Here is a 24,069-nt window from a genome sequence, read left to right as displayed (position 1 = left end):
CTTCGTCAGTGACTGGAGTGCCGTAATGGAAGAGTTGCAGGACGACGGCGCGTCGGTCTTACCGCTGCGTCAACAGACCTTGATGGATCTGGATACCGCATGGGGCCCGATGGGTATCGGTGAGACTTCGGTTGGCCGCGTGGCCCTGGATAGCATGGGCGCGCGCCTGGAGGGCGCGGAACTTGATGTGGAGCGGTATCGCGTCAAGGAAGCTGATCAGGCATTGATCGATCAGATCACGTTTTCTGCCGTGCACCTTAAAGCGTATATGACGTCCGCCAGCGGTGAAAGCTGTGACCAGGCCACTGCCGCACTGTTTGAACTGGCGTCATTGCGTTCGGAGTGGGCGCCCGGCATGTTGAGCCCGCCGGATGCTTCGGACGAGGCGATTGTCAAACTCGATCGATTGCTGCGGCGGGTACAGAGCGTCAACCTCAACGACGTGAGTGCCATGGAAAGCCTGCCCGGCTGGGCCGATAAGCTCAGGAGCGGGAGTGCGCAAACCTTGGGAGTCGGGCTGCAGCTCTACGGTTTTTACAGTGCCATTCGAGGCATAGGCGAAGCGCTCAGAACGGGGGATACGGGCGAGCTGTTGTTCGAGGGCGGCGCCTTTTCCGCAGAAGTGGCGTCCCTCGGTGTGGAGTTGGCGTTGGAGCGTATCGGCCAGAAAATGATGAGCGCCGGCCATACGGTTTATCGCGGGTTCTGCGCATCACGCGCGGGGTTGCTGTTGCGCCGTGGTGCCGGATTGATCGCCTCGGTATTGACCGTGCCTTTTGATATTGCCCAGGCGCTCATTGCGCTTTCAAACGCGCTGAAAGCAAAAGGCAAACAGGCGCAGGATCTCTACGTCGAGGCCGGTTTCAGTCTCGTCAGCGCAACCCTCAGTCTTGCACTGGGCGTCTCGGCGTTGGCGGGCTTCGGCGCGGCCGGGCCCGTAGGCCTTATCGCCGCAGCGGTGCTGATTGTCGGCGCGCGGATTTATGCCGCGTGTCGAGTGGTGGATGAGATCGATGATTACATCGAGCTGAGCACCCTCGAGCGCCTGCGCACTGGCTGGTTCGCGTTTGCGGGCGTGGAGTTGGATGACAGCGTACTCGATCGCTACAAGACCAGCCGCGCGCGCACTGCCTACGCAGAAAGCCTCAAGGCCCAAGCCCGGGCATTGCTTGGCGCAGAGATGAAGAACAGTGTGCAGGCCATCGTCAATGGCAGGTTCGAGGTCCGCCTGCAGACGATACGGCACTGGAAACATCAATGGGATGAGCAGGCGGGTGAGTCCCCTCACACGCTGGTGCGTGAACCGGTCATCCATGAGGTGGATGACTACTTCGACGCGAGCAAGGAGGGGGCCGTCGATTTATTGCCCGAAGCCACCTGGGGGGCGAAGGGACCCGAAAAAGGTGTGCTCTGGCTGCTGGGTGGCGGGGATGACTCGGTGTTGGGCGTGCCGAATCGCCCGAACCACTTTCGCTATGGCTGTGGTCGCAAGCACCTGGTGGGCGGCAGCCAGGACGACGAATTCATGTTCGAGGTACCGCCGGATACTTTTTCTGGTGCAGAAGGGCGGGTGCCGATCTCGGTGTTGGTGGGCGGTACCGGGGCTGACACCCTGAGCTTTCTCGGCGAGACGCCGGGGCCGCGTGCGGCAGGCTTCAATGTCAATCTGGGGGCGGGCAGCGTGACGTTGATGACCGACAATGGCCGCGACGGTCTCAAGTGCATGGGGTTGTGGAGCATTGAAAATGTTGCGTCCCTTGCCGGCGCTTCCAGCGTGATTACCGGCAGTAACGAGGCCAACCGTATTGTCCTGAAGGGGGAGTACGACCAGGCCCACGCAATGGCCGGAGACGACCAGTTGTTGATACAGCGTGGCAGCGCCAGGGTGAATGGCGGGCCAGGCGCCGATTACTTCGAGATTCTTGAGAGCGCCAAGGACGTGGTTATCGAGGAAGACGGCCAGCAGCGCAGCCTCATCATGCTCAACTGGCCCTTCAGCCGGATTCAACGCTGGTGGGTCTCGGGCAGCGCTCTGAAGGTGGCGTCCACCCTGGGGCTGGACGGTGAACTGCCGGGCCCTTGTGTCGGGATCGAAAATGTCTACACGCTACGCGAGGGTAAACGCCACCTGGCCAACGCGCTTTTCAGCTTTCTGACCCAGGACGGCTATCGAATAGCGCCCTTGCTGCCTGAAACGTTGGACCCGACCGGGGAGCCGCAGGTGAGCATGGAAGTGCTGGCGCCTCCCGGGCCCAGGATTTTCCCGATTATTCTGGGACCCGGTCAGTCGGTTGCCTTGGCGGCAGGCACGTCCAGTTACTTTGTCAGCCGCGGCCACGGGATGACGGTCATTGATGCACATGCAAGCCAGGAGCAGGGCCGATGCTGTGTGTATGTGGACTATGACAGCCAGGAATTGGCAGGGGTGTATACGACCTATCATGTGGTCACGCGACGCCGGAGCCACTTCGACTACCTGGATTACACGGGCGCGAAGATAAAGTTTGAGTGGGCTGATGGCCGCACGCTGTATCTGGACGAATACGCAGCGCAACCCTCAGCGACGTGGACGAGCGTGGGCGCTTCATTACAGGCATCAGCCTTGAAGTTGAAGGCTGAATTTGTCGTGGTGATGCGCGACGGTGTTTCGTACCGGCTATTATCGCCGGTGCAGTCTTACGTCAGTGATTTCGCCAGCCCGGGTTACAAAATCAAGGACGCAATGGCTTCGCTGAACCTGAGGTACGGGCACTACCCGTTCTTGAGGCCGCGCAGGCCTAAAAGCCTGAATCTGACCGCTCACTCACAACGGGTGCACCTGGGCGCGGCCCCTCACCTGGCAACCTGTGTGTTATGCGGACGGGGCGGGGTGTACGAAATCTATCTGACGTCCTGGGCGATCGTTGAGCTGTCAACACCGCAGGCGCTGAATAAAGAGTCCGATGCATCGACCTGGGACTTCTTTTGTACAGCGCTGGCGGAAGATATCCGGCTCGACAGCATTGTTGTCAGCCCCGGTCACATCAAGGTGGGCAGCGTGTCGATTCGGGTCCCCCGGTATGACGACCCCGACGTGCCCTTGGAGAACATCCGGATTCATTCAAAGGACGGCGGGCGTTTCGACGTCAGGCTGGACCTTGGCAAGGTGTACCTGGCCAGGGTCGCTGCCTCGGGCAATAGTTCGATTGCGCAACTGTTGAAGTCCTTGCGTCACCACCGGCAAAGAGCCGCCGTGTTTACGCCAACCATCAACGTGACCGGCATCGGCATGGCCGATGGGACAACGGGCACCGTTTACTACGACGTCATGGCGGATTGCTGGAGGCTGGAGGCTGACAGGCATCGGCGGCTATCCAGTGAGGAGCTGGCTGTTTCAACCTGAACCCATCAGCAGCCGAGGTGGTTCTGACGGGTGGCTGAACAACATAGTCCAAGGACATTCTATGAAGCAATTTACTTCCCCTTCCGTGCCACCGGTTACAGGGCGTCCGGTCGATCGCCCCAGCGGCGCAGCACCCAGTGCGCGTACCGCGTTTCCTGTGGTTGATTTTGCCGGCGGGCCCCTGCCGCCTGAAGCGATACCCGTGCGCAACACGCCATCCGCAGCGGTTCCGAGCGCGACTTATCAGCGCATGACTGATCTGCCCACGCCCCCCGCCGTCACCCGAGACGCCATTTTCGCCGCCCTGGGTGACCCCATACCGGCGCCTGATCCCGCTACGGGGTTGCGTGAATATGATTCGCGCACTTACCTGAACCTGGACGACGGCACCACCGTCCTGGCGGTGCGCGATCCGCAGACCGGGGAATGGCGTGAAAGACCGCCGGATTCACGTTTGCCACAAGGCCCGGCACTGCATCGGGTGCCGCAGACGAACACCTGGCGCAGTCACTCTGCGGCCAGTTCGTCCTCGTCTTCCCCGAGCCTGAGTCATAGCTCATCGGCGTCGTCACTGAGCCACAGTGCTTCGTCTTCCTCGCTGACCGCCCCACTGAGCAGTGTGAGCTTGTCGGCGACCCAGCGTATTGATCCGGTATGGGACCTGGGGCTTTACACGTTGCCGGTGAGTCCGGCCCCCACCAACACCCTGGCGTTCCCGGGCAAGAGAGCCTTCATGATCGGGGCTGAGCAATATTTTATGGATGCCAATTATGGCAACCCATCAGGTGCCGTGCCGAATGCGCTACCCCATCTGTTTGCTGTGGGGGCGGGAGGCAATCTGGTAAACGCCGGGCGTATCGAACCGGATGGCCTGTTCAGGTTAAACGACAACCGACATTATTTGCCGGTGGACACCGGCTTTTGCTCCGTGAGCTTCGATAGTGCAAGGCTGCGTTGGAAGGTGATGGAGGCGGGCGGGCATGGCGGGGCAGGGATTTTTATTGAAATGGGTGGCGCGCCCGATAGCTGGGTGCCGATGCTGGCTGTCGATCAACTCTCGAATCTTTTTCAAGCGGCGCGGAATATCAAAGGTTATGCCGGGCGTGTGGGGGCAGTCGATCTGCTCAACAGCAGTATCGACCAGCGGGTTTATCACTACATGCAGGGCTACTTGCGGCAAATAGTCGGGTTTTGCGAGCCGACTGTCCGCAGTGCGCCAACCGCGCAAAAAGGTCGACTGATCGATGCCTATATCTGGCGCAATGGTTACCCGTATGACTGTCTGGCTTCCATCTGCAGCGCCTTGGAAAGCCGACGCCCATTGCCGCCGGGGATGCCGATATACGACGGGTTTCAAGGTTTGGGCACGGTCAGTTGCTCAAAAGACGGTAACTTCAATGTGGCGCGTATCAGCCGAACGATGCAACTGCACTATCCCGACAGAAGACGGTCGGTGGCCGAAGAGGCGTTACTTGAGACGTGGCGGGAAAAAGACGCTGCCCGGGACAACAAGCGCAAGGGCGAAGTGAATGAAGCGATGTATGAGGCCCGGTTGACGGAAGATGGCTATACGGTACTTCCCGGCGGAACCTACGGAGGTGGGCAGAATGGCTTCGATCGGGTGTTTGAAGGCCCGGCAGGCGATATCTACATTCTGGAAGCCAAGCATGTCAGTCATACCTCTGCCGGCGAGCTTGCCAACGTCAGCCTGGGAGGGACGACAAACTCACGTCAAATGACCGACAGTTGGGTGCGGCAAGTGCTGGCGTTATCCCAACCCGATACGCCGGCGGCCAGGCGCGTTTCCGACGCGTTGTGGCGTGGCCAGTTATTCAAGTTATTAGGCGCGACGTCCAAGGACGGCAAACTTGTCATGTTCAAGATTGACATGAGCCCCGTGGACTTCTAGCCGTGCCGGTATGCCTGGGAGCAAGCGCACCTGCTCCCAGGCACGTGTTCAGGACAGGAAGCCGCCATCCACATTCAGCGACACACCGGTGGTGTAGCTCGACGCATCGCTGGCCAGGTACAGCACCGCACCGGCCATCTCGCTCGGGTCGGCCACGCGCTTGAGCGGGATCTGCGCCAGGGCCATTTTCAGGATCGCGTCGTTCTTCACCAGCGCCGAGGCGAACTTGGTGTCGGTCAGGCCCGGCAACAGGGCGTTGCAACGAATGCCGAATTCGGCGCATTCCTTGGCGAACACCTTGGTCATGTTGATCACGGCGGCCTTGGTCACCGAGTAGATGCCCTGGAACACGCCCGGCGAAATGCCGTTGATCGAAGCGACGTTGATGATGCTGCCGCCGCCGTTCTCGCGCATCAGCTTGCCGGCTTCCACCGACATGAAGAAGTAGCCGCGAATGTTCACGTCAACGGTCTTCTGGAAGGCGCCGAGGTCGGTGTCCAACACGCTGCAGAACTGCGGGTTGGTCGCGGCATTGTTGACCAGGATATCCAGGCGGCCGAACTGTTCGCGGATGCCGGCAAACACCTGGGTAATCTGCTCCATTTCACCGATATGGCAGGCAATCGCCGTGGCCTTGCCGCCGTCGGCGATGATCGCGTCCGCCACATGCTGGCAGCCTTCGAGCTTGCGGCTCGAGACGATCACGTGGGCGCCTTGCTGGGCCAGCAGCTTGGCGATGGCTTCACCGATGCCACGGCTGGCGCCGGACACAAAGGCAATCTTGCCGTCGAGGTCGAACAGGTGGGTCTTGGACATTAGCGATTCCTTAGAGGGCTGATTTACCGATGACATTCAGGCTCATCTGCTCCAGCAGCTTGTTCATGTGGATGAACTGTGCAAAGCGTTTGTCCTGGGTCTGGCCGTGGAAGAAACGGTAGTAGATCTGCTGCACGATACCGGCCAGGCGGAACAGGCCGTAGGTGTAGTAGAAGTCGAAATTGTCGATCTGGATCCCGGCGCGCTCAGCGTAGTAATCCACGAACTGGCGGCGGGTGAGCATGCCGGGGGCATTGCTCGGCTGGCGGCGCATCAGTTGCACCGGCGCCGGGTCGTCGGCTTCGATCCAGTAGGCGAGGGTGTTGCCCAGGTCCATCAGCGGGTCGCCGAGGGTGGTCAGTTCCCAATCCAGCACGCCGATGATCTGCATCGGGTTATGCGGGTCGAGGATCACGTTATCGAAGCGGTAGTCGTTATGCACGATGCTCGAGGTGCGATGGTCGGCGGGCATCTTGTCGTTGAGCCAGGCACGTACCTTTTCCCAGTTGGGGGCGTCCGGGGTCAGGGCTTTTTCGTAGCGGTCGCTCCAGCCACCGATCTGGCGTGCCACATAACCTTCAGGCTTGCCCAGGTCGGCCAGGCCGCAGGCGCGGTAGTCGACCTGGTGCAGTTCGACGAACTTGTCGATAAAGCTTTTGCACAACGCCTCGGTCCGGGTGGCATCCAGGCCCAGTTCGGCGGGCAGGTCGGAACGCAGGATGATGCCGTTGACCCGTTCCATCACATAGAACTCGGCGCCGATCACCGACGCGTCGGTGCAGTGCACATAGGCCTTGGGGCAATACGGGAAACCATCCTTGAGCTGGTTGAGAATGCGGTATTCGCGGCCCATGTCGTGGGCGGACTTGGCCTTGTGGCCAAAGGGCGGGCGGCGCAGCACGAATTCCTGGCCGGGGTATTCCAGCAGGTAGGTGAGGTTGGATGCACCGCCGGGGAACTGGCTGATCGTGGGCGTGCCGCTCAGGCCTGGGATATGGGCCTTGAGGTAGGGATCGATCAGGCTGGCATCAAGTTCTTCGCCTGGGCGAATCTGGGTCGATTGATCGTTAAGCGCCATGCTTATCCCTTCTGCTTATTCTAAAGGCGTCGGACTATTTCCTAATCTAATGCGCACCACCGCCCAGCGACAAGGTCGGGGCGGCTTAATAGGTTAGCGTGTTGAAGGGTGATCAGCCTGCCTGATCGGTCATTTTTCGGGCGCGGGCAATACGACCGGGGTAAGCACCGGACGGCCGGCGAAGTACTCCACCAGGTTGTCGGCCACGCGCTGCACGGTGTCGTGGGCGGCTTCCGGTGACAGCCCGGCTACATGGGACGTGAGCACGGTATTGCTCAAGCGCTTGAGGGCATCCGGCACCTTGGGTTCATCGTCGAACACGTCCAGCGCCGCGCCACCGATACGGCGTTGCTCAAGGGCGGTGATCAGGTCGGCGGTGACCACCACGCTGCCACGGCCGATATTCACCAGGTAACCGTTCGGGCCGAGGGCGTCCAGGGCGTGGCGGTCGATCAAGTGGCGCGTGCCGGCGCCGCCGGGCGTGGCCAGGATCAGGAAATCCGAGCTGCGCGCCAGCTCCACGGCCGTGGCGCAGTAGGTGTAGTCCACATCATCGCGCGGCTGGCGGTTGTGATAGCTCACTTCCATGCCAAAGCCCAGGGCCGCGCGCTTGGCGATTTCCAGGCCCACCGCGCCGAGCCCGAGGATGCCCAATTGCTTGCCGCCCAGGGACGGGCGCATGACCTTGGGCCATTCGCTGCGGCGTACCGCTGCGTCCGTCTGGGGAATGCCGCGCACCAGCGACAACAGCAGCGCCATGGCGTGGTCGGCCACCGACGGCGCATTCACCCCGGCGCCATTGGTGACCACGATGCCGCGATTGCTCGCCGCCTGCAGGTCGACATGCTCATAACCGGCGCCGATCACGCAGATGATCTCCAGCAGTGGCAGGGCGGCGATTTCCTCGGCATACAGGCCCAGCGGGCCACGGGTCAGTACGGCCTTGATCTGGCCGCCGTGGGTTTTGATCGCCTGGGCGCGCTCGCTGGGTGTGGGCGCCAGGATCACATGAAAGTCGTTGCTCTCGATGATTTGCAGGTATTCATTGATGGTTTCAACCAGAACCAGAACAGTGGTGGTCATCGGAAGGCTCTTCCTGAAGGGTTTGAGGGCATCAGTATGCGGGATTTGCAGGAGGGCGCGTTTTGCCCGGGTAGAAAAAATCTACGACTGCAGGCGCAAGCACGCTTGCTCCTACAGTCTGTACCGGTCAGAACCGGACGTCAGCCGCTTTCACGCTCAGCCCGAACGCCCCCGCCAGCGTGGCATTGTGATGCGCGATGATCGCCTCGGCCTTCAGCGCCGGGGTGTCCATGCAGGTATGGGCGTCTTCAGGCACGATCACCGAGAAGCCCAGCTCTACCGCCACGCGGCAGGTGGTGTCGATGCAGTACTGGGTTTTCATCCCGACGATCACCAGTCGATTAACCTCCAGGGCCCGCAGTCGTCGGGCCAGGTCGGTACCCAGGAAGCAACTGGGGCGGGTTTTGTCGAAGAGATGGTCGTGAGTCTCGTCTACCTGCAGCCCTTGCCACAGTTGCCAATTCGGGCTGCCCGCTGCTATCGGCGAGCCCGCCGGGCCGGTATGGCGGGCGACCAGGATCGGCGCGCCGGCTTCACGGGCGCGGCCGATCAACGAGTTGATGGTGCCCAGCACGCGCTCCCGTTCAAAGGGTTTGTCGGGGCCATCGTACAGGCCGGTTTGCATATCGATGATCAACAGGGCGTCAGCCATGGTATTGCTCCTTGTGAGTGCCAGTCGACGGAGCAATAAAAAGGCCCCGTCCATTGCTGGCGGGGCCTTGGGTTGAATCTGGGTGGTGTCTAGCTCGAGCACCCACGGCAACCGCACGACCCGCCTGGAGCGGTCGTGGTGGTGGTGCGGGTGAGGAGCTGCTGGAAAAAGGTCATGCCTCGATCATGCTGGGACAGGGGCGAGGCTGTCAAATGCATCAGGTGCCGAAAAAGTTGCGCCCCAGCTGGAACAGGGGCGCTGCTGCCAGCAGGAGATCACTGCGGGGGGCTAAGTCGTGCCTTTTCCTGCTCGGCCTGAGCGATGGGCATGAAATTGTAGGTGGGGAAGAATTCCGTGGTGTAGACCCCCCATGCGGTGTTTTCAATCGCCAGGTTGACTTCCGCCAGGCGCGACGCTGGCAGGCGCAACACGACGACCTGCCCGATACCCATGGTGATGTTCCAACTCAGCACTTCCACCCCGGCAGGCGGGAACACCTTGTGAAATTCCTGCTTGGCCAGTTGTTGTTTCAATTCGCTCAAGGGGCGTGATTGATCGTGTTTAAGAAATACGGTCAACATGACGGCGTTGTCCGCTGTGGCAGCAGCGTTTTCTGCAGGAAGGGCTGTTGAAGTGTGTGCAATCGCTGCACCGGGTAACAGTGTCGCGGCCAGCAGTGCGGGTATTAACCGTTTGCGCATATTCATTATCAGGTGCCTTTTTTATTATTCGGTTTTATCACTAAACATGAGTGTTTAATCAGTTCGACATGACTGTCTTTATGGGGCCGGTGTAGGGGGCGTGTACCACATAAATTCGAACTGGCGGGTTAGTGCTGACCATGTCGCGCGACACTTCGCGGGAATAAGTGAATTCGCTGCTGTCGAGTTTTTCGAGTCTTCTGACAATGGTTCTGGTCGGGCCAAGGTCAGGGACCAGGATATGGGTCTTTTTATCGCCGGTGACCAGGAAGTAACCGCCGCCGCCATCGGCGTATTTCGAGCGGCCGGTATCGGTGTAGAAGAACTCATAGCGATTGCGCTGCGGGTCCCACATCGATATGCCTACCACCCCAGGGTAGCTGGCCTTGACGTCGGTGTCCGGCTCGCCTTCGATATAAACCCTGGTGGTCAGCCATTGAGGCGAGGACGCCAGTGCGTGAACGTCAGTGGCGTAACTTTCGGACGAACAGAGTAGGCCCGTGATCAATAATCCAGCAAAAACAACAGTAGGTCTTCGCATATTGGAGTCCTTGTTATTTTAAATAAGCATGTTGTTCTTCGGTTGGAACGGGGCGATGTTAGTTGGGTTTTTGGCGATTGCTCAATGGCTATGTAGGGTTGTGTAACAATTGCAAAGGCGTCGTGGTTAAACTTTTAACTGGATACGAGAGATTTCTTTTTTTGCTGTAGGTGACTTCTCTAAAAGTATGGAGAGTCTATTGACTAGAGTCATGGATCGCTCTCGTCAATGGCGCCTGGCAGCCACTCGAGAAACCCGCGGCGGCTCCCCGAAACGACTGCCCAGGGCCGCGCTTGAGCCTCTGCACCGCATAACCGTTCCTCAGCTAAGTCTTTGCTTATTCACGAGAATCCCGGACAATCCGGCCCCTTCTATGGTCGGGGCGCTGCCTGTCAGGTTTTTCTGACTCGTCCCGGCCGTGTAAATGCGGAGATCCGACCGGATGAATGATCAGGCCAATAGCGTCGACGAACGCTATGCAACGACACCTGCAACCCTCTCAAGCTGGAGCCGCCAGGACACCACCTGGATGCTTGGCCTGTTCGGCACCGCCATTGGCGCCGGCACCTTGTTCCTGCCGATCAACGCCGGCCTGGGCGGCTTCTGGCCCTTGGTGATCCTGGCAGTGCTGGCGTTCCCGATGACGTTCTTTGCCCACCGTGGCCTGACCCGTTTCGTACTCTCCGGTCGTGCGGGTTCCGACATCACCGATGTGGTCGAAGAGCATTTCGGCGTCAAGGCCGGTGCGTTGATCACGCTGCTGTACTTCTTCGCAATCTTCCCGATCCTGCTGATCTACAGCGTGGCCCTGACCAACACGGTCAGCAGCTTCATGGAACACCAGTTGCACATCATGCCGCCGCCACGGGCGTTGCTGGCGTTTGTGCTGATCCTCGGCCTGCTGGCGGTGGTGCGTTGCGGTGAGCAGGTGATCGTCAAGGCCATGAGCCTGATGGTGTACCCGTTTATCGTCGCCTTGCTGTTCCTCGCGGTGTACCTGATCCCCCATTGGAACGGCGGCATCCTCAGCACCGCCAGTGTGGTGCCGGCGCCGTCGGCGTTGCTCAACACCTTGTGGCTGGCGATTCCGGTGATGGTGTTTTCGTTCAACCACTCGCCGATCATCTCGGCGTTTGCGGTCGACCAGAAGCGCCAGTACGGCGAACACGCCGATGAGCGCAGTTCGCAGATCCTGTCCCGCGCGCACCTGTTGATGGTGGTGATGGTGCTGTTCTTCGTGTTCAGTTGCGTGTTGACCCTGTCGCCGGCGCAACTGGCTGAAGCCAAACAGCAGAACCTGTCGATCCTGTCGTACCTGGCTAACCACTTCAACAACCCGACCATCGCGTTTGCCGCGCCGTTGATCGCGTTCGTGGCGATTGCCAAGTCGTTCCTTGGTCACTACATCGGCGCCAGCGAAGGCCTCAAGGGCCTGGTGCTCAAAAGCGGTCGCCGTCCGGCCGCCAAGACTCTCGACCGCATGACCGCCGCCTTCATGCTGGTGGTGTGCTGGATCGTTGCCACGCTGAACCCGAGCATCCTCGGCATGATCGAGACTCTGGGCGGGCCGATCATCGCGTCGATCCTGTTCCTGATGCCGATGTACGCGATCCGCAAGGTGCCGGCCATGGCCAGGTACCGTGGGCAGGCGTCCAACGTGTTTGTCACGGCAGTGGGCCTGGTGGCGATTACCGCATTGATTTACTCGCTGCTGTCCTGACCCCGGGGCTCACGCCCGCAAGCCGATTCGCGTCCACCGCGAATCGGCTTTTTTGCCTGCGCAAAAGCTGACGTGGCGCAACCGCAGTCGGGCAATGAGGGCTAAGCTTACCCACGCTTTTTGCCAGGATGGGTTGGGCCGATTGAAGACTGAAACCGATGCACCCGTTGCCGTACCGTCGAACCGCATCCAAGACCTGCTGGCCGGCTTATCCATTGCCGGTTTGCTGCTGCCGGAGGCCGTGGCCTATTCCAGTATTGCCGCGCTGCCGCCCCAGGCCGGGGTGATCGCCTTGTTTGCCGGGCTGGTGTGCTACGGCCTGTTCGGCAGCAGCCGTTTTGCGATTGTCTCGGCCACTTCGTCGTCGGCGGCCGTGCTGGCGGCGGCCACGGCGAGCCTGGCGGGTGACGACCCGGCGCTGAGGCTGTCCCTGGCCTTCGGGCTGGTGTTGCTCACCGGGGTGTTTTTCCTGTTGGCCGGGCTGTTCAAGCTCGGCGGCGTCACCTCGTTTATCGCCAAGCCGGTGTTGCGTGGCTTCGCCTTCGGCCTGGCGCTGACCATCATCCTCAAGCAATTGGCCGGTGTGGTGGGTGTGCACCTCACCGATAACAACCTGATCCGTTTTCTGCCGCAGTTGCTGGAACAGCTGCCGCGCTGGAACTGGCCTGCGGCACTGGTGGCGGGGCTGGCATTGCTGGTGCTGTGGCTGTGCGCACGCCTCCCGCGCCTGCCCGGTGGCCTGGTGGTCGTGGTGCTCGGCATCGTTGCCGGGCAGTACCTGGACCTGCAGGCCTATGGGGTGGCGCAGATTGGCATGATCGACCTGCGCCTGGAGCTGGGGCAGTTGCCGGTGCTGCCGTTTGCCGACTGGCTGCGCCTGGGGGAATTGGCGTTTGCGCTGGTGATGATCCTGTACGCGGAGTCCTACGGCTCTATCAGTTCGTTCGCGCTCAAGCATGGCGACCGGGTGTCATCCAACCGTGACCTGCTGGCGCTGGGCGCGGCCAACCTGGTTTCCGGGTTGTTCCACGGCATGCCGGCCGGTGCCGGGTATTCGGCGACGTCGGCCAACGAGGCGGCCGGCGCCTATTCGCGCCTGGCGGGGATTGTCGCGGCGCTGGTGATCCTGCTGATTGTGCTGACGGTGCTGCCCTATGTCGCGCTCACGCCGGAGCCGGTGCTGGCCGCCGTCGTCATCTATGCCCTGGGGCGAGGCTTGAGCGTGCAGCCGCTCGGGCGTTATTTCCTGTGGCGGCGCGATCGCGTGCTGGTGATCTGTGCGGTAACGGCAGTGCTGGTGCTGGGTGTGCTGGATGGTTTGCTGCTCGCGGTCGCGATCAGTGTGATGTTGATGTTGCGCCAGATGTCCTCAGCCGACATCCAGGTGCTGGGGCGCCTGGGTGACAGTCATGACTTTGTCGATCGCCAGCACCATGCCGATGCCCTGGCCGTGCCGGGGGTATTGATCGTGCGGCCCAGCGAAGCGCTATTTTTTGCCAATGCCGAGCGCATCCTTGGCGCGGCCTTGCGCCTGATGCGCCAGTCGCCGGTCGAGGCGGTGGTGTTGAGCCTGGAAGAATCCCCGGACCTGGACGGCACCAGCATCGAAGCCCTGGCGGCGTTTTTTGCCCAGGTGCGCGGGGAGGGCAAGCGCCTGGTACTGGCCCGTGTGCGGCATGACGCCCGCGAGGTGTTGCAGGGGCTGCCCGAAGCGCTCGCGCCCCATGTGCTGCTCAGTGGCTTGAGCGTCGATGGCGCGGTGCAGCTGGCGCTTGAGGTGGGTAAAGCGTGACGCGTGAGGCTTGCTCCAGATAGCGGTGGGTCAGTGGCAGATGCGTCAACTGACACTCCCTCATCGGGGGCAAGCCCCTCCCACATTTGGAGCGATGTACATCAGTCGGCTCATTCTCAGGCTCAGGATCAGACGGTGGTGCAGCTGAAGGTATAAGGTCGCCTGGCGCGGTCAAAACTGTGGGAGGGGGCTTGCCCCGGTACAAACCGGGGACATCGTTTACATTTCTAACCGGGGACATGGTTTACAGGCTAATACGCATGATCAGGAGGTAACTGATCATGCCCTGGAACCAAGAGTCCCCCATGAATCAAAGAATCAAGCTGGTAGCTGATTGGCTTTCTGGCAACTTCACTAAAAGCCAGTTGGCACGCCGCTTTGACGTTAGCCGACCTACCGTCGATAAGTGGATTACCCGGCACGACGGCGATTTGAGGTCTTTATCCGAACTGTCCCGGCGACCTCACAACAGCCCAAATAAAACCGACGACGAGATTTTGGCCCGTGTAGTCGCGATGAAGGAGGCTCACGATAAATGGGGGCCGAAAAAGCTTCTCGAGCTATTACGGCTGGAAGATCCCTCCGTCACCTGGCCCTCTCCAAGTACGGCCGGTCAATGGCTTGACCGACTTGGGCTCGTCAAAAAGCGGCGCTTCAAACGCCGACACAGCATTTCCCACGCACAAATGCGAAAGGCCGACGAACCTAACAAGACGTGGTGTGCTGACTACAAAGGGCAGTTCAAGATGCTTAATGCTCAGATGTGCTTCCCTTTGACCGTCACAGACCATGCGTCGCGGCTGATTTTAGCGTGCAGGGCCCATCCCAAGATCATGACCCAGCCTGTAAAACAGGCCTTTGAGAGGCTTTTTCAGGAGTACGGCATGCCGGAAGTTATCCGTTCGGACAACGGGGTACCGTTCGCCTCTCCTGGCCTGGCAAGAATATCCACACTGGCAGTTTGGTGGATTCGGCTGGGTATTTATCCCGAGCGAACCATGCCGGGAAGGCCCGCCCAGAATGGTCGCCATGAACGAATGCACCGTAGCTTGAAACTTGAGTTGCCCTTAGGGAAAAACTTAGTCGAGCAGCAGCTTTTGCTGGAGCATTTCAGGCATGAGTTTAATTACGTACGCCCTCACGAAGCGCTCGGCATGAAAAGTCCGGGAGACTTGTATGTGCCGTCCACCCGAATTTATCCAGGGTGCTTGCCCGATGTGGAATATCCGGCAGAAATGAAAGTTCGAAGCGTCAGGCAGGACGGATCGATCAAGTGGAACGGCAAGTTGGTATTTATCAGCGAGGCGCTGTCCGGGGAAAGGATAGGGCTCAAAGAAGCTGAAGATGATGCTTGGGATTTGTACCTGTGTGATTATCCCTTGGGGAGGCTTGGACGAGGTATGACCCGCGTCCAGGCCTCAAATGTGTAAACGATGTCCCCGGTTTCAGATGTAAACGATGTCTACGGTTCTACACCCCGATAGCGGTGGGTCAGTGGCAGATGCGTCAACTGACACTCCCTCATCGGGGGCAAGCCCCCTCCCACATTTGGAGCGATGTACATCAGTCGGCTCATTCTCAGGCTCAGGATCAGACGGTGGCGCAGCTGAAGGTATAAGGTCATCGGGGTGTAGCCCCCTCCCACATTTGGAGCGATGTACATCAGTCGGCTCATTCTCAGGCTCAGGATCAGACGGTGGCGCAGCTGAAGGTATAAGGTCATCGGGGTGTAGCCCCCTCCCACATTTGGATCGGTGTGCATCAGTCAGCTCATTCTCAGGATCAGACGGTGGTGTGGTTGAGGGTATAAGGTCGCCTGGCGCGGTCAAAACTGTGGGAGGGGGCTTGCCCCCGATAGCGGTGGGTCATTAGCAAAGGGATCAACTGAATGTGTTGGTATTCCAGGCATAAAAAAACGCCGCGTACCTTGCGATACGCGGCGTCCTTCACATCAACACACCGTTAAGCCTGGATCACCGGGATGTTGGCGCTTGCTGCGATTTTGCGGAACTCGGCGATCTGGTCGAAGTTCAGGTAGCGGTAGACGTCACTGGCCATGGTGTCCAGTTTCGCTGCGTAGCCCATGTACTCTTCGACGGTCGGCAGGCGACCCAGGGTGGACGCGACTGCCGCCAGCTCAGCCGAAGCCAGGTAGACGTTCGCGCCGTCACCCAGGCGGTTCGGGAAGTTACGGGTCGACGTCGATACCACGGTCGAGTTCGGCTCTACACGTGCCTGGTTACCCATGCACAGCGAGCAGCCCGGCATTTCCATGCGCGCGCCAGCCTTGCCGTAGATGCCGTAGTAGCCTTCTTCGGTCAACTGGTGAGCGTCCATCTTGGTCGGCGGCGACAGCCACAGACGAGTTGGCAACTGACCCTTGACCTGCTCCAGCAACTTACCGGCAGCACGGAAGTGACCGATGTTGGTCATGCACGAACCGATGAACACTTCGTCGATCTTCTCGCCGGCAACACTGGACAACAGACGGGCATCGTCCGGGTCGTTCGGTGCGCAGAGGATCGGCTCGTTGATTTCGGCCAGGTCGATCTCGATGACTTCGGCGTATTCCGCGTCGGCATCGGCTTCCATCAGTTCCGGGTTGGCGACCCAGGCTTCCATCGCTTGGGCGCGACGTTCCAGGGTACGGGCATCGCCGTAGCCTTCGCCGATCATCCAGCGCAGCAGGGTGATGTTGGAGTTCAGGTACTCGGTGACGGATTCTTTCGACAGCTTGATGGTGCAACCGGCAGCCGAACGTTCGGCCGAGGCGTCGGAGAGCTCGAAAGCCTGCTCCAGCGTCAGGTCGTTCAGGCCTTCGATTTCCAGGATGCGGCCGGAGAAGGCGTTTTTCTTGCCTTTCTTCTCTACGGTCAGCAGGCCAGCCTGGATCGCGTAGTAAGGAATGGCATGAACCAGGTCACGCAGGGTGATGCCAGGTTTCATCTTGCCTTTGAAGCGCACCAGGATCGATTCCGGCATGTCCAGCGGCATCACGCCGGTGGCGGCGGCGAAGGCGACCAGACCGGAACCCGCCGGGAACGAGATGCCCATCGGGAAACGGGTGTGGGAGTCACCACCGGTACCGACGGTATCCGGCAGCAGCATGCGGTTCAGCCAGCTGTGGATGATGCCGTCGCCTGGACGCAGGGATACACCGCCACGGGTCATGATGAAGTCAGGCAGGGTGTGGTGGGTGGTCACGTCGATCGGCTTCGGATAGGCCGCGGTGTGGCAGAAGGACTGCATCACCAGGTCGGTCGAGAAGCCCAGGCACGCCAGGTCTTTCAGTTCGTCACGGGTCATCGGACCGGTGGTGTCCTGGGAACCCACGGTGGTCATCTTCGGTTCGCAGTAGGTACCTGGACGAACGCCTTTGCCTTCCGGCAGGCCACACGCCTTGCCGACCATCTTCTGGGCCAGGGTGAAACCCTTGCCAGTGTCGACCGGTGCTTCAGGCAGCTTGAACAGGTCGGTAGGGCCCAGGCCCAGCTCGGCGCGCGCCTTGTCGGTCAGGCCACGGCCGATGATCAGCGGGATACGGCCGCCGGCGCGAACTTCGTCGAGCAGGACCGGGGTCTTCATTTCGAAGGTGGTCAGGACTTCGTCGGTGCCGTGTTTGCAGACTTTGCCAGCATGAGGGTACAGGTCGATCACGTCGCCCATGTTCATGTTGGTCACGTCGAATTCGATCGGCAGCGCGCCGGCATCTTCCATGGTGTTGTAGAAGATGGGAGCGATCTTGCTGCCGAAGCAGAAGCCGCCGGCGCGCTTGTTCGGCACGTAGGGAACGTCGTCGCCGAAGAACCACAGCACCGAGTTGGTCGCGGATTTACGCGAAGAGCCGGTACCGACCACGTCACCGACGTAGGCGATCGGGAAGCCTTGGCCGCGCATTTCTTCGATCTGCTTCATCGGGCCGGTCTTGCCTTGCTCGTCCGGCACGATGCCTTCACGTGCCATTTTCAGCATGGCCAGGGCGTGCAGCGGGATGTCAGGGCGGGACCAGGCGTCCGGGGCAGGGGACAGGTCGTCGGTGTTGGTTTCGCCGGTGACCTTGAACACGCGCAGGCTGATCTTGTCGGCCAGGGTCGGACGGTTGCGGAACCACTCGCCGTCAGCCCAGGACTGGATCACGGCTTTGGCGTGCGCGTTGCCATTGCGGGCTTTTTCGGCGACGTCGTGGAACGCATCGAACATCAGCAGGGTGTGCTTGAGTTGGGCTGCCGCGACAGGCGCCAGCTCGGCGTCGTCCAGCAGCTCGACCAACGTCACGATGTTGTAGCCGCCCTGCATGGTGCCGAGCAGTTCAACCGCGCGTTTCTTGTCGATCAGGGGGGAAGTGGCTTCGCCCTTGGCCAGGGCAGACAGGAAACCGGCCTTGACGTAGGCAGCTTCGTCAACGCCCGGTGGAATGCGATTGGTGATCAGGTCAACGAGGAATTCTTCTTCGCCAGCCGGAGGATTCTTCAGCAGCTCAACCAGGCCTGCGGTTTGTTCGGCATTAAGCGGCTGGGGAACGATACCCAGTGCTGCACGCTCTTCGATATGTTTGCGGTAGGCTTCAAGCACAGTTATTACCCTCATCAGTGGTCCCACGGGACGCTCATCCAGAAATGAACGGCACGCATGCGCTCGGGGGCTTTTTGGGCCGCAAAGCCAGCGCTGCCGGCATTCCTTACAGAAGCTGCTTTCAAAGTTTTACGCCTGCAGAACGGAGCTGATGAGGGTTGGCGCTGATCATTACCTACCGGGTAATAACCATCGCCAACACCGTTCTGAAGGAACGACTGTGCTCGTGACGCTTTGAAAACAGCTTCCAGCGGATTATTGGCGCCTTACAAGGCCGGATGATTCTACGGCAAAAAATTTCGAAAGGTAAGTTGCATCACCAAGTTTGCTGGGTGATCAACCTTAGACAAAGGGCTAACATGGCGCACTGTTTCGCTGATTTGCGTGTCGTTGCCCATGTCCAACCAAACCATCAAGACCCCCTGCGTCGGCCTGTGCTCCACGGTCTACGGCGATCTCGTGTGCCGTGGCTGCAAGCGTTTCCACCACGAAGTGATCCAGTGGAATGGCTATAACGAGGAAGAAAAACGTGCGGTCTGGCTGCGGCTGGAGCAACTGTTGGTGCAGGTGATGGCCGGCAAGCTCGAGATTTTCGACCCCAAGACCCTGCGCGGTCAGTTGGAGCAGCGCAAGATCCGCTTCGTGCCGCACCAGTCCGAGTACTGCTGGGCGTACCAGCTGATTGCCCGCGGCGCGCGGGTGATCAATAACCTGGAGGCGTACGGCATGGTGCTGTTGCCGGAGTTTCGCGACTGGGCCTTGCCGGAACTGCGCGATGCCATCGACCGTGAGTTCTTTATCCTGTCCGAGGCCCATTACCAGCGCTATATCGCCCCGGGGTTCCTGAGAGACGCGCTCGCTGACTGACAACATACATCCAACTGTGGGAGGGGGATCGGCGTCAGGCCTTGGTCGCCAGTTCCTCCAGGTGATCCATCAATGTCTGCGGCTTGAGCACCAGTACATCACTGTCCACCGCATCCAGGATCACCTCCGCCGTATTACCGATCAACGCCCCGGAAATGCCGGTGCGCCCCACGGTGCCGATGATGGTCACGGCCGCTTTCAATGTGTGGGCCAGGTGGGGGATCAATACATCCGCCGGGCCCTCCTCGACATGCAGGTGCGCGTCATCCACATCGAATTCCGCCTGGAACGCCTTGCACTGCTCGCGATAACGCGCCTCGATGGTTTCCTTGAGCTGGAACGTCGGGTCCGCCGCCGACAACATCGGCGACGGATGGGCGCTGATCACATGCAACTGCGCCTTGGCCAGGCTGGCGATGTCGAAGCCATGGTCGATGATCGCGTGATGCAGCTCGCGGTGTTCTCCGTCGTTGTTGCCCACATCGATCGCCGCCAGAATCACCCCGCCCGCCCACGGTGTGGACGTCTTGACCAGCAACACCGGCGTCGGGCACAAGCGCAACAGCTTCCAGTCCGCCGGCGTCAGCAGCGCCTTTTTGAGCGGGCTGTCGGGAAAGTGCTGCTTGATCACCAGCCCACAGCCTTCGGCCTGCTGCACGTCGATAATGGTGTCATGCAGGCTTTCATTCCACGCCTGCTCGGTGGTCACGCTGTAACCGTCCTCCTGCAAGCCGGCCTTGAGCAGGCTCAACAGCGCCGAATGCTCGTGTTTCTTGTCGCAGACCAGCAAGTGCAGGTGCGCGCCGGTGACCCCGGCGATCAGCTTGGCGCGCTTGAGGGCCAGGCTTTCCGAATGCGCGGGCTCGATGACCACCAGGATGCTGCGAATGGCTTGCATGATCGGATCTCCAAAAGGGTGGGCGTGGAACAACTATAGTTGCTGCCCGCCAGACGTCATGTTGATGCACATCAAGGCCGGTGGCTGGTGGTCTGCGGTGCGGTGGGTATAATCGGCGGCCTTTTGTGATCCTTTGCCCGTGAGCCCGATGAACCTGCCCGAAATCCACGAATTCCTCGGTTGCCGAACCCCCGACGCCTGGGTGCAGGCCGCACTGGCCGATCAGGACACCCTGTTGATCGACCACAAGAACTGCGAATTCAAAGCGGCCAGCACCGCCCTGAGCCTGATCGCCAAGTACCACGCCCACGTTGACCTGATCAATATGATGTCGCGGCTGGCCCGGGAAGAGCTGGTGCACCATGAGCAGGTCATGCGCCTGATCAAGAAGCGCAAGGTCGAGTTGCGCCAACTGCACGCCGGGCGCTATGCCTCCGGTTTGCGCAAGGTGGTGCGCAGCCACGAACCGGTCAAGCTGGTGGATACCCTGGTGGTCGGCGCCTTTATCGAAGCCCGCAGTTGCGAGCGTTTCGAAGCCCTGGTGCCGCATTTGGACGAAGAACTCGGCAAGTTCTACTTCGGCCTGCTGAAAAGCGAGGCGCGGCACTTCCAGGGTTACCTGAAGCTGGCCTACCAGTACGGCGACGCCAAGGACATCGCCCAGGTGATCGAGCGGGTGAGGGCGGCCGAGCAGGAGCTGATCGAATCACCCGATATCGAGTTCCGCTTTCACAGTGGCGTGCCAGCCTGAGGCCACGGCCACGCCGATCAAGGCGGTGATCCCGGTCAGCAGCAGGATCACCGCTTGCGTGCCCAAGGGCGCCGCCAGCAGTGCAATCACCAGGCCGGCCAGCGGCTGGGGCAGGTTGTTGAGCAAGGTGATCACGCCCACGGTCTTGCCGAAGTCCTGCACCGGAATGACCCGCTGGCGGGTGCTGCGCAGGTAAACGTTAAACATCTTGTCGAAGCCGGTGACCAGCAGGAAGCCCAGGGTGTATGCCCACAGGTTGGGACTGACCGCCATGATCAACGCGCCGGCGCCGATCATCGAGTAAGACAGTCCGCCCAGCACTTTCAGGGGCAGGGTGGAGCGTGCCAGGTAAAACAGAATCGCAATGGTCACCCCCGCGCCGGCCGCCTGCAGCAGGGCATAGGTGTCCTTGTCGGCGGCGTACAGCCCGGTGACCATGGCGGCGGAGGTGGCCAGCGTCACCCCGATGATCAGGTTCACACCGACCGCCAGGGTAATGATCCGCTTCAGTTCCGCCAGGTGACGGATATGCCCGAAGGCGATGCGCAGCGGCTGCAGCCAGATGTCCCGGTGCTGCCGATGGGTTTCCAGGCTTGCCGTGGTTTTACGCTGCCAGGCCAGCATCGCCAGGTCCGCCAGCACAAACAGCCCGGCAATCCCCAGCACCACCCAGTGCCAGGCCCACACCTCCAGCATCAGCGCGGCCACCAGCGGCCCCAGCACCAGGCCGCTCTGGTCGGCGATCTGCGAGTAGGAGAGGGTCTTGGCATAGCTGTACTGCTGGAAGACATGGGGCATCAGCACTTCGCGGGCCATGATGCCCTGGGTCGTCAGCACGCCGCACAACGCCGACAGCAGCACCAGCCAGTAGATACCGTCGAACATCCCATACAACGCCACCGCCACCACACAGGCCAGTGCCCGGTAAACCTGGCTGATATGCAGGATGCGCACCGGCGAGTACTTGTCGCACAACGCCCCGCATACCGGAAACGCGAGATAGCGCGGCAGTGATTCGACGAAAAACGCCAGCCCCGCCCAGGACACGCTGTGGGTGGTCTGGAACACGATCAGTGGCACGATAAACAACAGGATCTGGTCCGCCAGCCGCGACAGGAACAGCGAAACGAAGAACGCCAGGTAATCCTTGCGCATACAACTCCCTGTGGATGGCGTTAAAAAGTGCAGGCTATTTGTTAAAAACTCTTAAAAGCATGAAGCTTCGTCGGCGACTGCTGGACCGTTGCTTTAGTTGCCCAGCTTGCCACCTATAATGCCCGCTCTTCAATCCGCCTTTGCACACTGAGAACTTATGGAAAACCTGGGTCTGGGCAAGGTCCTGCTCGTTGAGGACGACGAGAAGCTGGCAGGGCTGATCGCGCATTTTCTGTCACAGCATGGCTTTGAGGTGCGCGTGGTGCACCGTGGCGATGAAGCCCTGGCGGCGTTCCTCGACTTCAAACCCAAGATTGTCGTGCTCGACCTGATGCTGCCGGGCCAGAGTGGCCTGCATGTGTGCCGCGAGATCCGCACGGTGTCCGACACCCCCATTGTGATCCTCACTGCCAAGGAAGACGACCTGGACCACATCCTCGGCCTGGAGTCGGGTGCCGACGACTATGTGATCAAGCCGATCAAGCCGCCGGTACTGCTCGCACGCCTGCGCGCCCTGCAACGTCGCCAGGCGCCCGAGCCGACGGTGCGCGGCGCCCTCGCATTCGGCCGCTTGGCGATTGACCGCAGTTGCCGGGTGGTCAGCCTGGGGGACGAGCAGATCGACCTCACCACCATGGAGTTCGAATTGCTGTGGTTGCTGGCCAGCAGCGCGGGCAAGATTCTTTCCCGCGACGACATCCTCAACCGCATGCGCGGCATCGCCTTCGACGGCCTTAACCGCAGCGTCGACGTGTACATCAGCAAATTGCGCGGCAAGCTCAACGACAACCCCCGTGAGCCGGTGTGCATCAAGACCATCTGGGGCAAGGGTTATCTGTTCAATCCGTTTGCGTGGGAGGTCTAGATGCTGCGCCTGTTTCTGCGCCTGTATGTGATTCTGGCGATCGGCCTGGCGGGGGCGATCTGGCTGGTCAACTACACCTTCGACGAACTGCTCCCCGAAGCCAACGAGACCTATAACCGCGAAGCCATGCGTGGCCCGGCATACGGCTTGGTGGAGCAACTGCGGCCGTTGCCCGTGGAGCAGCGCGCTGCACGTCTGGCCGAGTTGCAGTCCCACTATGGCCTGCGCCTGAAGCTGGTGCAGAAGGATGCCCAGGCCCTCACCGAGCGCGAACAGAAGCTTCTGGAGCAGGGCTTGCTGGTGGTGCGCGGCGACTTCATGGAGTTTCTCACGGGCATCGACGGTGGCACGCAACTGCTGGAAATCAAACTGCCGGAAGAGCCCAAGTGGTTATACCTGTGGGCCTACGGTTTTCTCGGGCTGTGCCTGGCCATCGTCCTGTATTTCTGGGTGCGCCCGCACTGGCGCGACCTGGAACATATCCGCCTGGCCGCGCAGCGCTTCGGCGACAACGACCTCGGCTCACGCATCCTGCTGCCGCGCAGCTCCACCGTGCGTGCGCTGGCCGGGCACTTCAACCAGATGGCCGAGCGCATCGAAAGCCTGATCGCCAACCAGCGCGAACTCACCAATGCGGTGTCCCACGAGCTGCGTACGCCGATTGCACGGTTATCGTTCGAACTCGACCAACTCAAGCAACAGGCCGACCCGCACCAGCGGGGCGAATTGATCGCCGATATGTACGCCGACCTCGGCGAGCTGGAGGAGATGGTGTCCGAGCTGCTCACCTACGCCAGCCTGGAGCGCGGCGCCACCCAGGTCACCCGCGAGCGCATCGAGGCCCACAGCTGGCTCGACAGCGTGATCGGCAGCGTCGCGCTGGAGGCGGAGGCGGCCGGCATCCAGTTGTCGTTGCGTACCTGCGAGGTCGACGTTATCCAGATCGAGCCGCGCTTCATGGCCCGCGCCGTGATCAACCTGCTGCGCAATGCCATCCGTTATGCCGAGCGCCGGGTCGAGGTGTCGCTGGTGAAGTTCGGCGAGGGCTACGAAGTGCGTGTGTGTGACGACGGCCCCGGCGTGCCCGAGGAAGGCCGGGCCAGGATCTTCCAGCCCTTCATGCGCCTGGATGCCAGCCGCGACCGCCGCACCGGCGGCTTCGGCCTCGGCCTGGCGCTGGTGCAACGGGTGTCGCAGTGGCATGGCGGGCACGTGCACGTGATGGATTCGGAGTGGGGCGGGGCGTCGTTTCGCATGACGTGGGCGTATGCCGAATAGGTATCCGGA

The 24,069-nt window shown here is 60.8% G+C and carries 18 protein-coding genes; 9 read left to right on the top strand and 9 right to left on the bottom strand.

What is annotated here, in order from left to right; genetic code table 11:
• Positions 1-25: 25 nt before the first annotated feature.
• Entirely contained in the window at positions 26-3,382 is a 3,357-nt protein-coding gene (locus FX984_RS04805; RefSeq protein ID WP_146478023.1) for a hypothetical protein, read from the top strand.
• 61 nt (positions 3,383-3,443) lie between these two features.
• On the top strand, positions 3,444-5,291 hold the full coding sequence (locus FX984_RS04800; RefSeq protein WP_146478024.1) for a hypothetical protein: 1,848 nt from the start codon (positions 3,444-3,446) through the stop codon (positions 5,289-5,291).
• Between the two features lie 48 nt (positions 5,292-5,339).
• Here FX984_RS04800 and FX984_RS04795 read toward each other — a convergent pair whose 3' ends face one another.
• The 6 genes from FX984_RS04795 to FX984_RS04770 form a co-directional block, all read right to left on the bottom strand.
• On the bottom strand, positions 5,340-6,107 hold the full coding sequence (locus tag FX984_RS04795; RefSeq protein ID WP_146478025.1) for an SDR family oxidoreductase: 768 nt from the start codon (positions 6,105-6,107) through the stop codon (positions 5,340-5,342).
• 10 nt (positions 6,108-6,117) lie between these two features.
• Positions 6,118-7,185 (bottom strand): phosphotransferase family protein, encoded by a 1,068-nt coding sequence (locus tag FX984_RS04790; RefSeq protein ID WP_146478026.1) that lies wholly within the window; start codon positions 7,183-7,185, stop codon positions 6,118-6,120.
• Positions 7,186-7,314: 129 nt separating this feature from the next.
• A complete protein-coding gene (locus FX984_RS04785) occupies positions 7,315-8,268 on the bottom strand; it encodes a 2-hydroxyacid dehydrogenase (RefSeq protein WP_092356854.1) in 954 nt (317 codons plus the stop codon).
• 127 nt (positions 8,269-8,395) lie between these two features.
• On the bottom strand, positions 8,396-8,920 hold the full coding sequence (locus FX984_RS04780) for a cysteine hydrolase family protein (RefSeq protein WP_027608555.1): 525 nt from the start codon (positions 8,918-8,920) through the stop codon (positions 8,396-8,398).
• Between the two features lie 275 nt (positions 8,921-9,195).
• Positions 9,196-9,627 carry a hypothetical protein gene (locus FX984_RS04775; protein ID WP_371263391.1) on the bottom strand — a complete coding sequence of 144 codons (432 nt, stop codon included), beginning with the start codon at positions 9,625-9,627 and terminating at the stop codon, positions 9,196-9,198.
• 52 nt (positions 9,628-9,679) lie between these two features.
• Complete coding sequence (locus FX984_RS04770) at positions 9,680-10,162, bottom strand: DUF4822 domain-containing protein (protein WP_027608553.1); 483 nt, start codon at positions 10,160-10,162, stop codon at positions 9,680-9,682.
• A 442-nt stretch (positions 10,163-10,604) separates the two neighbouring features.
• Between FX984_RS04770 and FX984_RS04765 the strand changes: the two genes are divergently transcribed.
• From FX984_RS04765 to FX984_RS04755, 3 genes are all read left to right on the top strand, one after another.
• The gene (locus FX984_RS04765) at positions 10,605-11,882 is read left to right on the top strand and encodes a serine/threonine transporter (protein WP_027608552.1); all 1,278 of its coding nucleotides are present in this window, start codon (positions 10,605-10,607) and stop codon (positions 11,880-11,882) included.
• Between the two features lie 142 nt (positions 11,883-12,024).
• On the top strand, positions 12,025-13,674 hold the full coding sequence (locus FX984_RS04760) for a SulP family inorganic anion transporter (RefSeq protein ID WP_092356857.1): 1,650 nt from the start codon (positions 12,025-12,027) through the stop codon (positions 13,672-13,674).
• Between the two features lie 281 nt (positions 13,675-13,955).
• On the top strand, positions 13,956-15,104 hold the full coding sequence (locus FX984_RS04755) for an integrase core domain-containing protein (RefSeq protein ID WP_146478394.1): 1,149 nt from the start codon (positions 13,956-13,958) through the stop codon (positions 15,102-15,104).
• 532 nt (positions 15,105-15,636) lie between these two features.
• Here the strand turns inward: FX984_RS04755 and acnB are convergent.
• Positions 15,637-18,246, bottom strand: a complete 2,610-nt coding sequence (gene acnB, locus FX984_RS04750; RefSeq protein ID WP_027608550.1) for a bifunctional aconitate hydratase 2/2-methylisocitrate dehydratase — start codon at positions 18,244-18,246, stop codon at positions 15,637-15,639.
• 396 nt (positions 18,247-18,642) lie between these two features.
• Between acnB and FX984_RS04745 the strand changes: the two genes are divergently transcribed.
• Positions 18,643-19,113: a DUF1289 domain-containing protein gene (locus tag FX984_RS04745; protein ID WP_065928006.1), complete on the top strand. Its 471-nt coding sequence runs from the start codon at positions 18,643-18,645 to the stop codon at positions 19,111-19,113.
• Between the two features lie 34 nt (positions 19,114-19,147).
• On the opposite strand, the gene FX984_RS04740 is transcribed toward FX984_RS04745, so the two are convergent.
• Positions 19,148-20,011, bottom strand: a complete 864-nt coding sequence (locus FX984_RS04740) for a universal stress protein (protein ID WP_027608548.1) — start codon at positions 20,009-20,011, stop codon at positions 19,148-19,150.
• A gap of 148 nt (positions 20,012-20,159) precedes the next feature.
• Here FX984_RS04740 and FX984_RS04735 point away from each other — a divergent pair, with 148 nt between their 5' ends.
• Positions 20,160-20,762 (top strand): MiaE family protein, encoded by a 603-nt coding sequence (locus FX984_RS04735; RefSeq protein WP_027608547.1) that lies wholly within the window; start codon positions 20,160-20,162, stop codon positions 20,760-20,762.
• Here FX984_RS04735 and FX984_RS04730 read toward each other — a convergent pair.
• Positions 20,718-21,917, bottom strand: a complete 1,200-nt coding sequence (locus tag FX984_RS04730; RefSeq protein WP_146476082.1) for an MFS transporter — start codon at positions 21,915-21,917, stop codon at positions 20,718-20,720. The genes FX984_RS04735 and FX984_RS04730 overlap by 45 nt on opposite strands.
• 157 nt (positions 21,918-22,074) lie before the next feature.
• Between FX984_RS04730 and FX984_RS04725 the strand changes: the two genes are divergently transcribed.
• The gene (locus FX984_RS04725; protein ID WP_065928008.1) at positions 22,075-22,782 is read left to right on the top strand and encodes a response regulator; all 708 of its coding nucleotides are present in this window, start codon (positions 22,075-22,077) and stop codon (positions 22,780-22,782) included.
• Positions 22,783-24,060: an ATP-binding protein gene (locus FX984_RS04720; RefSeq protein ID WP_092356860.1), complete on the top strand. Its 1,278-nt coding sequence runs from the start codon at positions 22,783-22,785 to the stop codon at positions 24,058-24,060.
• Positions 24,061-24,069 lie beyond the last annotated feature (9 nt).

The sequence above is a fragment of the Pseudomonas marginalis genome (assembly GCF_008692035.1).
GTDB lineage: Bacteria > Pseudomonadota > Gammaproteobacteria > Pseudomonadales > Pseudomonadaceae > Aquipseudomonas > Aquipseudomonas marginalis.
The sequence above is the reverse complement of the archived record's forward strand: the minus strand, read 5'-3'. Positions and strand labels throughout refer to the sequence as shown.

Coding starts and splice junctions, on each gene's coding strand:
- FX984_RS04780 (WP_027608555.1), bottom strand. CDS start 8,920: ATGGCTGACGCCCTGTTGATCATCGATATGCAAACCGGCCTGTACGAT.
- FX984_RS04770 (WP_027608553.1), bottom strand. CDS start 10,162: ATGCGAAGACCTACTGTTGTTTTTGCTGGATTATTGATCACGGGCCTA.
- FX984_RS04775 (WP_371263391.1), bottom strand. CDS start 9,627: ATGAATATGCGCAAACGGTTAATACCCGCACTGCTGGCCGCGACACTG.
- FX984_RS04720 (WP_092356860.1), top strand. CDS start 22,783: ATGCTGCGCCTGTTTCTGCGCCTGTATGTGATTCTGGCGATCGGCCTG.
- FX984_RS04800 (WP_146478024.1), top strand. CDS start 3,444: ATGAAGCAATTTACTTCCCCTTCCGTGCCACCGGTTACAGGGCGTCCG.
- FX984_RS04725 (WP_065928008.1), top strand. CDS start 22,075: ATGGAAAACCTGGGTCTGGGCAAGGTCCTGCTCGTTGAGGACGACGAG.
- FX984_RS04805 (WP_146478023.1), top strand. CDS start 26: ATGGAAGAGTTGCAGGACGACGGCGCGTCGGTCTTACCGCTGCGTCAA.
- FX984_RS04755 (WP_146478394.1), top strand. CDS start 13,956: ATGCCCTGGAACCAAGAGTCCCCCATGAATCAAAGAATCAAGCTGGTA.
- FX984_RS04735 (WP_027608547.1), top strand. CDS start 20,160: ATGAACCTGCCCGAAATCCACGAATTCCTCGGTTGCCGAACCCCCGAC.
- FX984_RS04765 (WP_027608552.1), top strand. CDS start 10,605: ATGAATGATCAGGCCAATAGCGTCGACGAACGCTATGCAACGACACCT.
- FX984_RS04785 (WP_092356854.1), bottom strand. CDS start 8,268: ATGACCACCACTGTTCTGGTTCTGGTTGAAACCATCAATGAATACCTG.
- FX984_RS04745 (WP_065928006.1), top strand. CDS start 18,643: ATGTCCAACCAAACCATCAAGACCCCCTGCGTCGGCCTGTGCTCCACG.
- FX984_RS04730 (WP_146476082.1), bottom strand. CDS start 21,917: ATGCGCAAGGATTACCTGGCGTTCTTCGTTTCGCTGTTCCTGTCGCGG.
- FX984_RS04740 (WP_027608548.1), bottom strand. CDS start 20,011: ATGCAAGCCATTCGCAGCATCCTGGTGGTCATCGAGCCCGCGCATTCG.
- FX984_RS04790 (WP_146478026.1), bottom strand. CDS start 7,185: ATGGCGCTTAACGATCAATCGACCCAGATTCGCCCAGGCGAAGAACTT.
- FX984_RS04795 (WP_146478025.1), bottom strand. CDS start 6,107: ATGTCCAAGACCCACCTGTTCGACCTCGACGGCAAGATTGCCTTTGTG.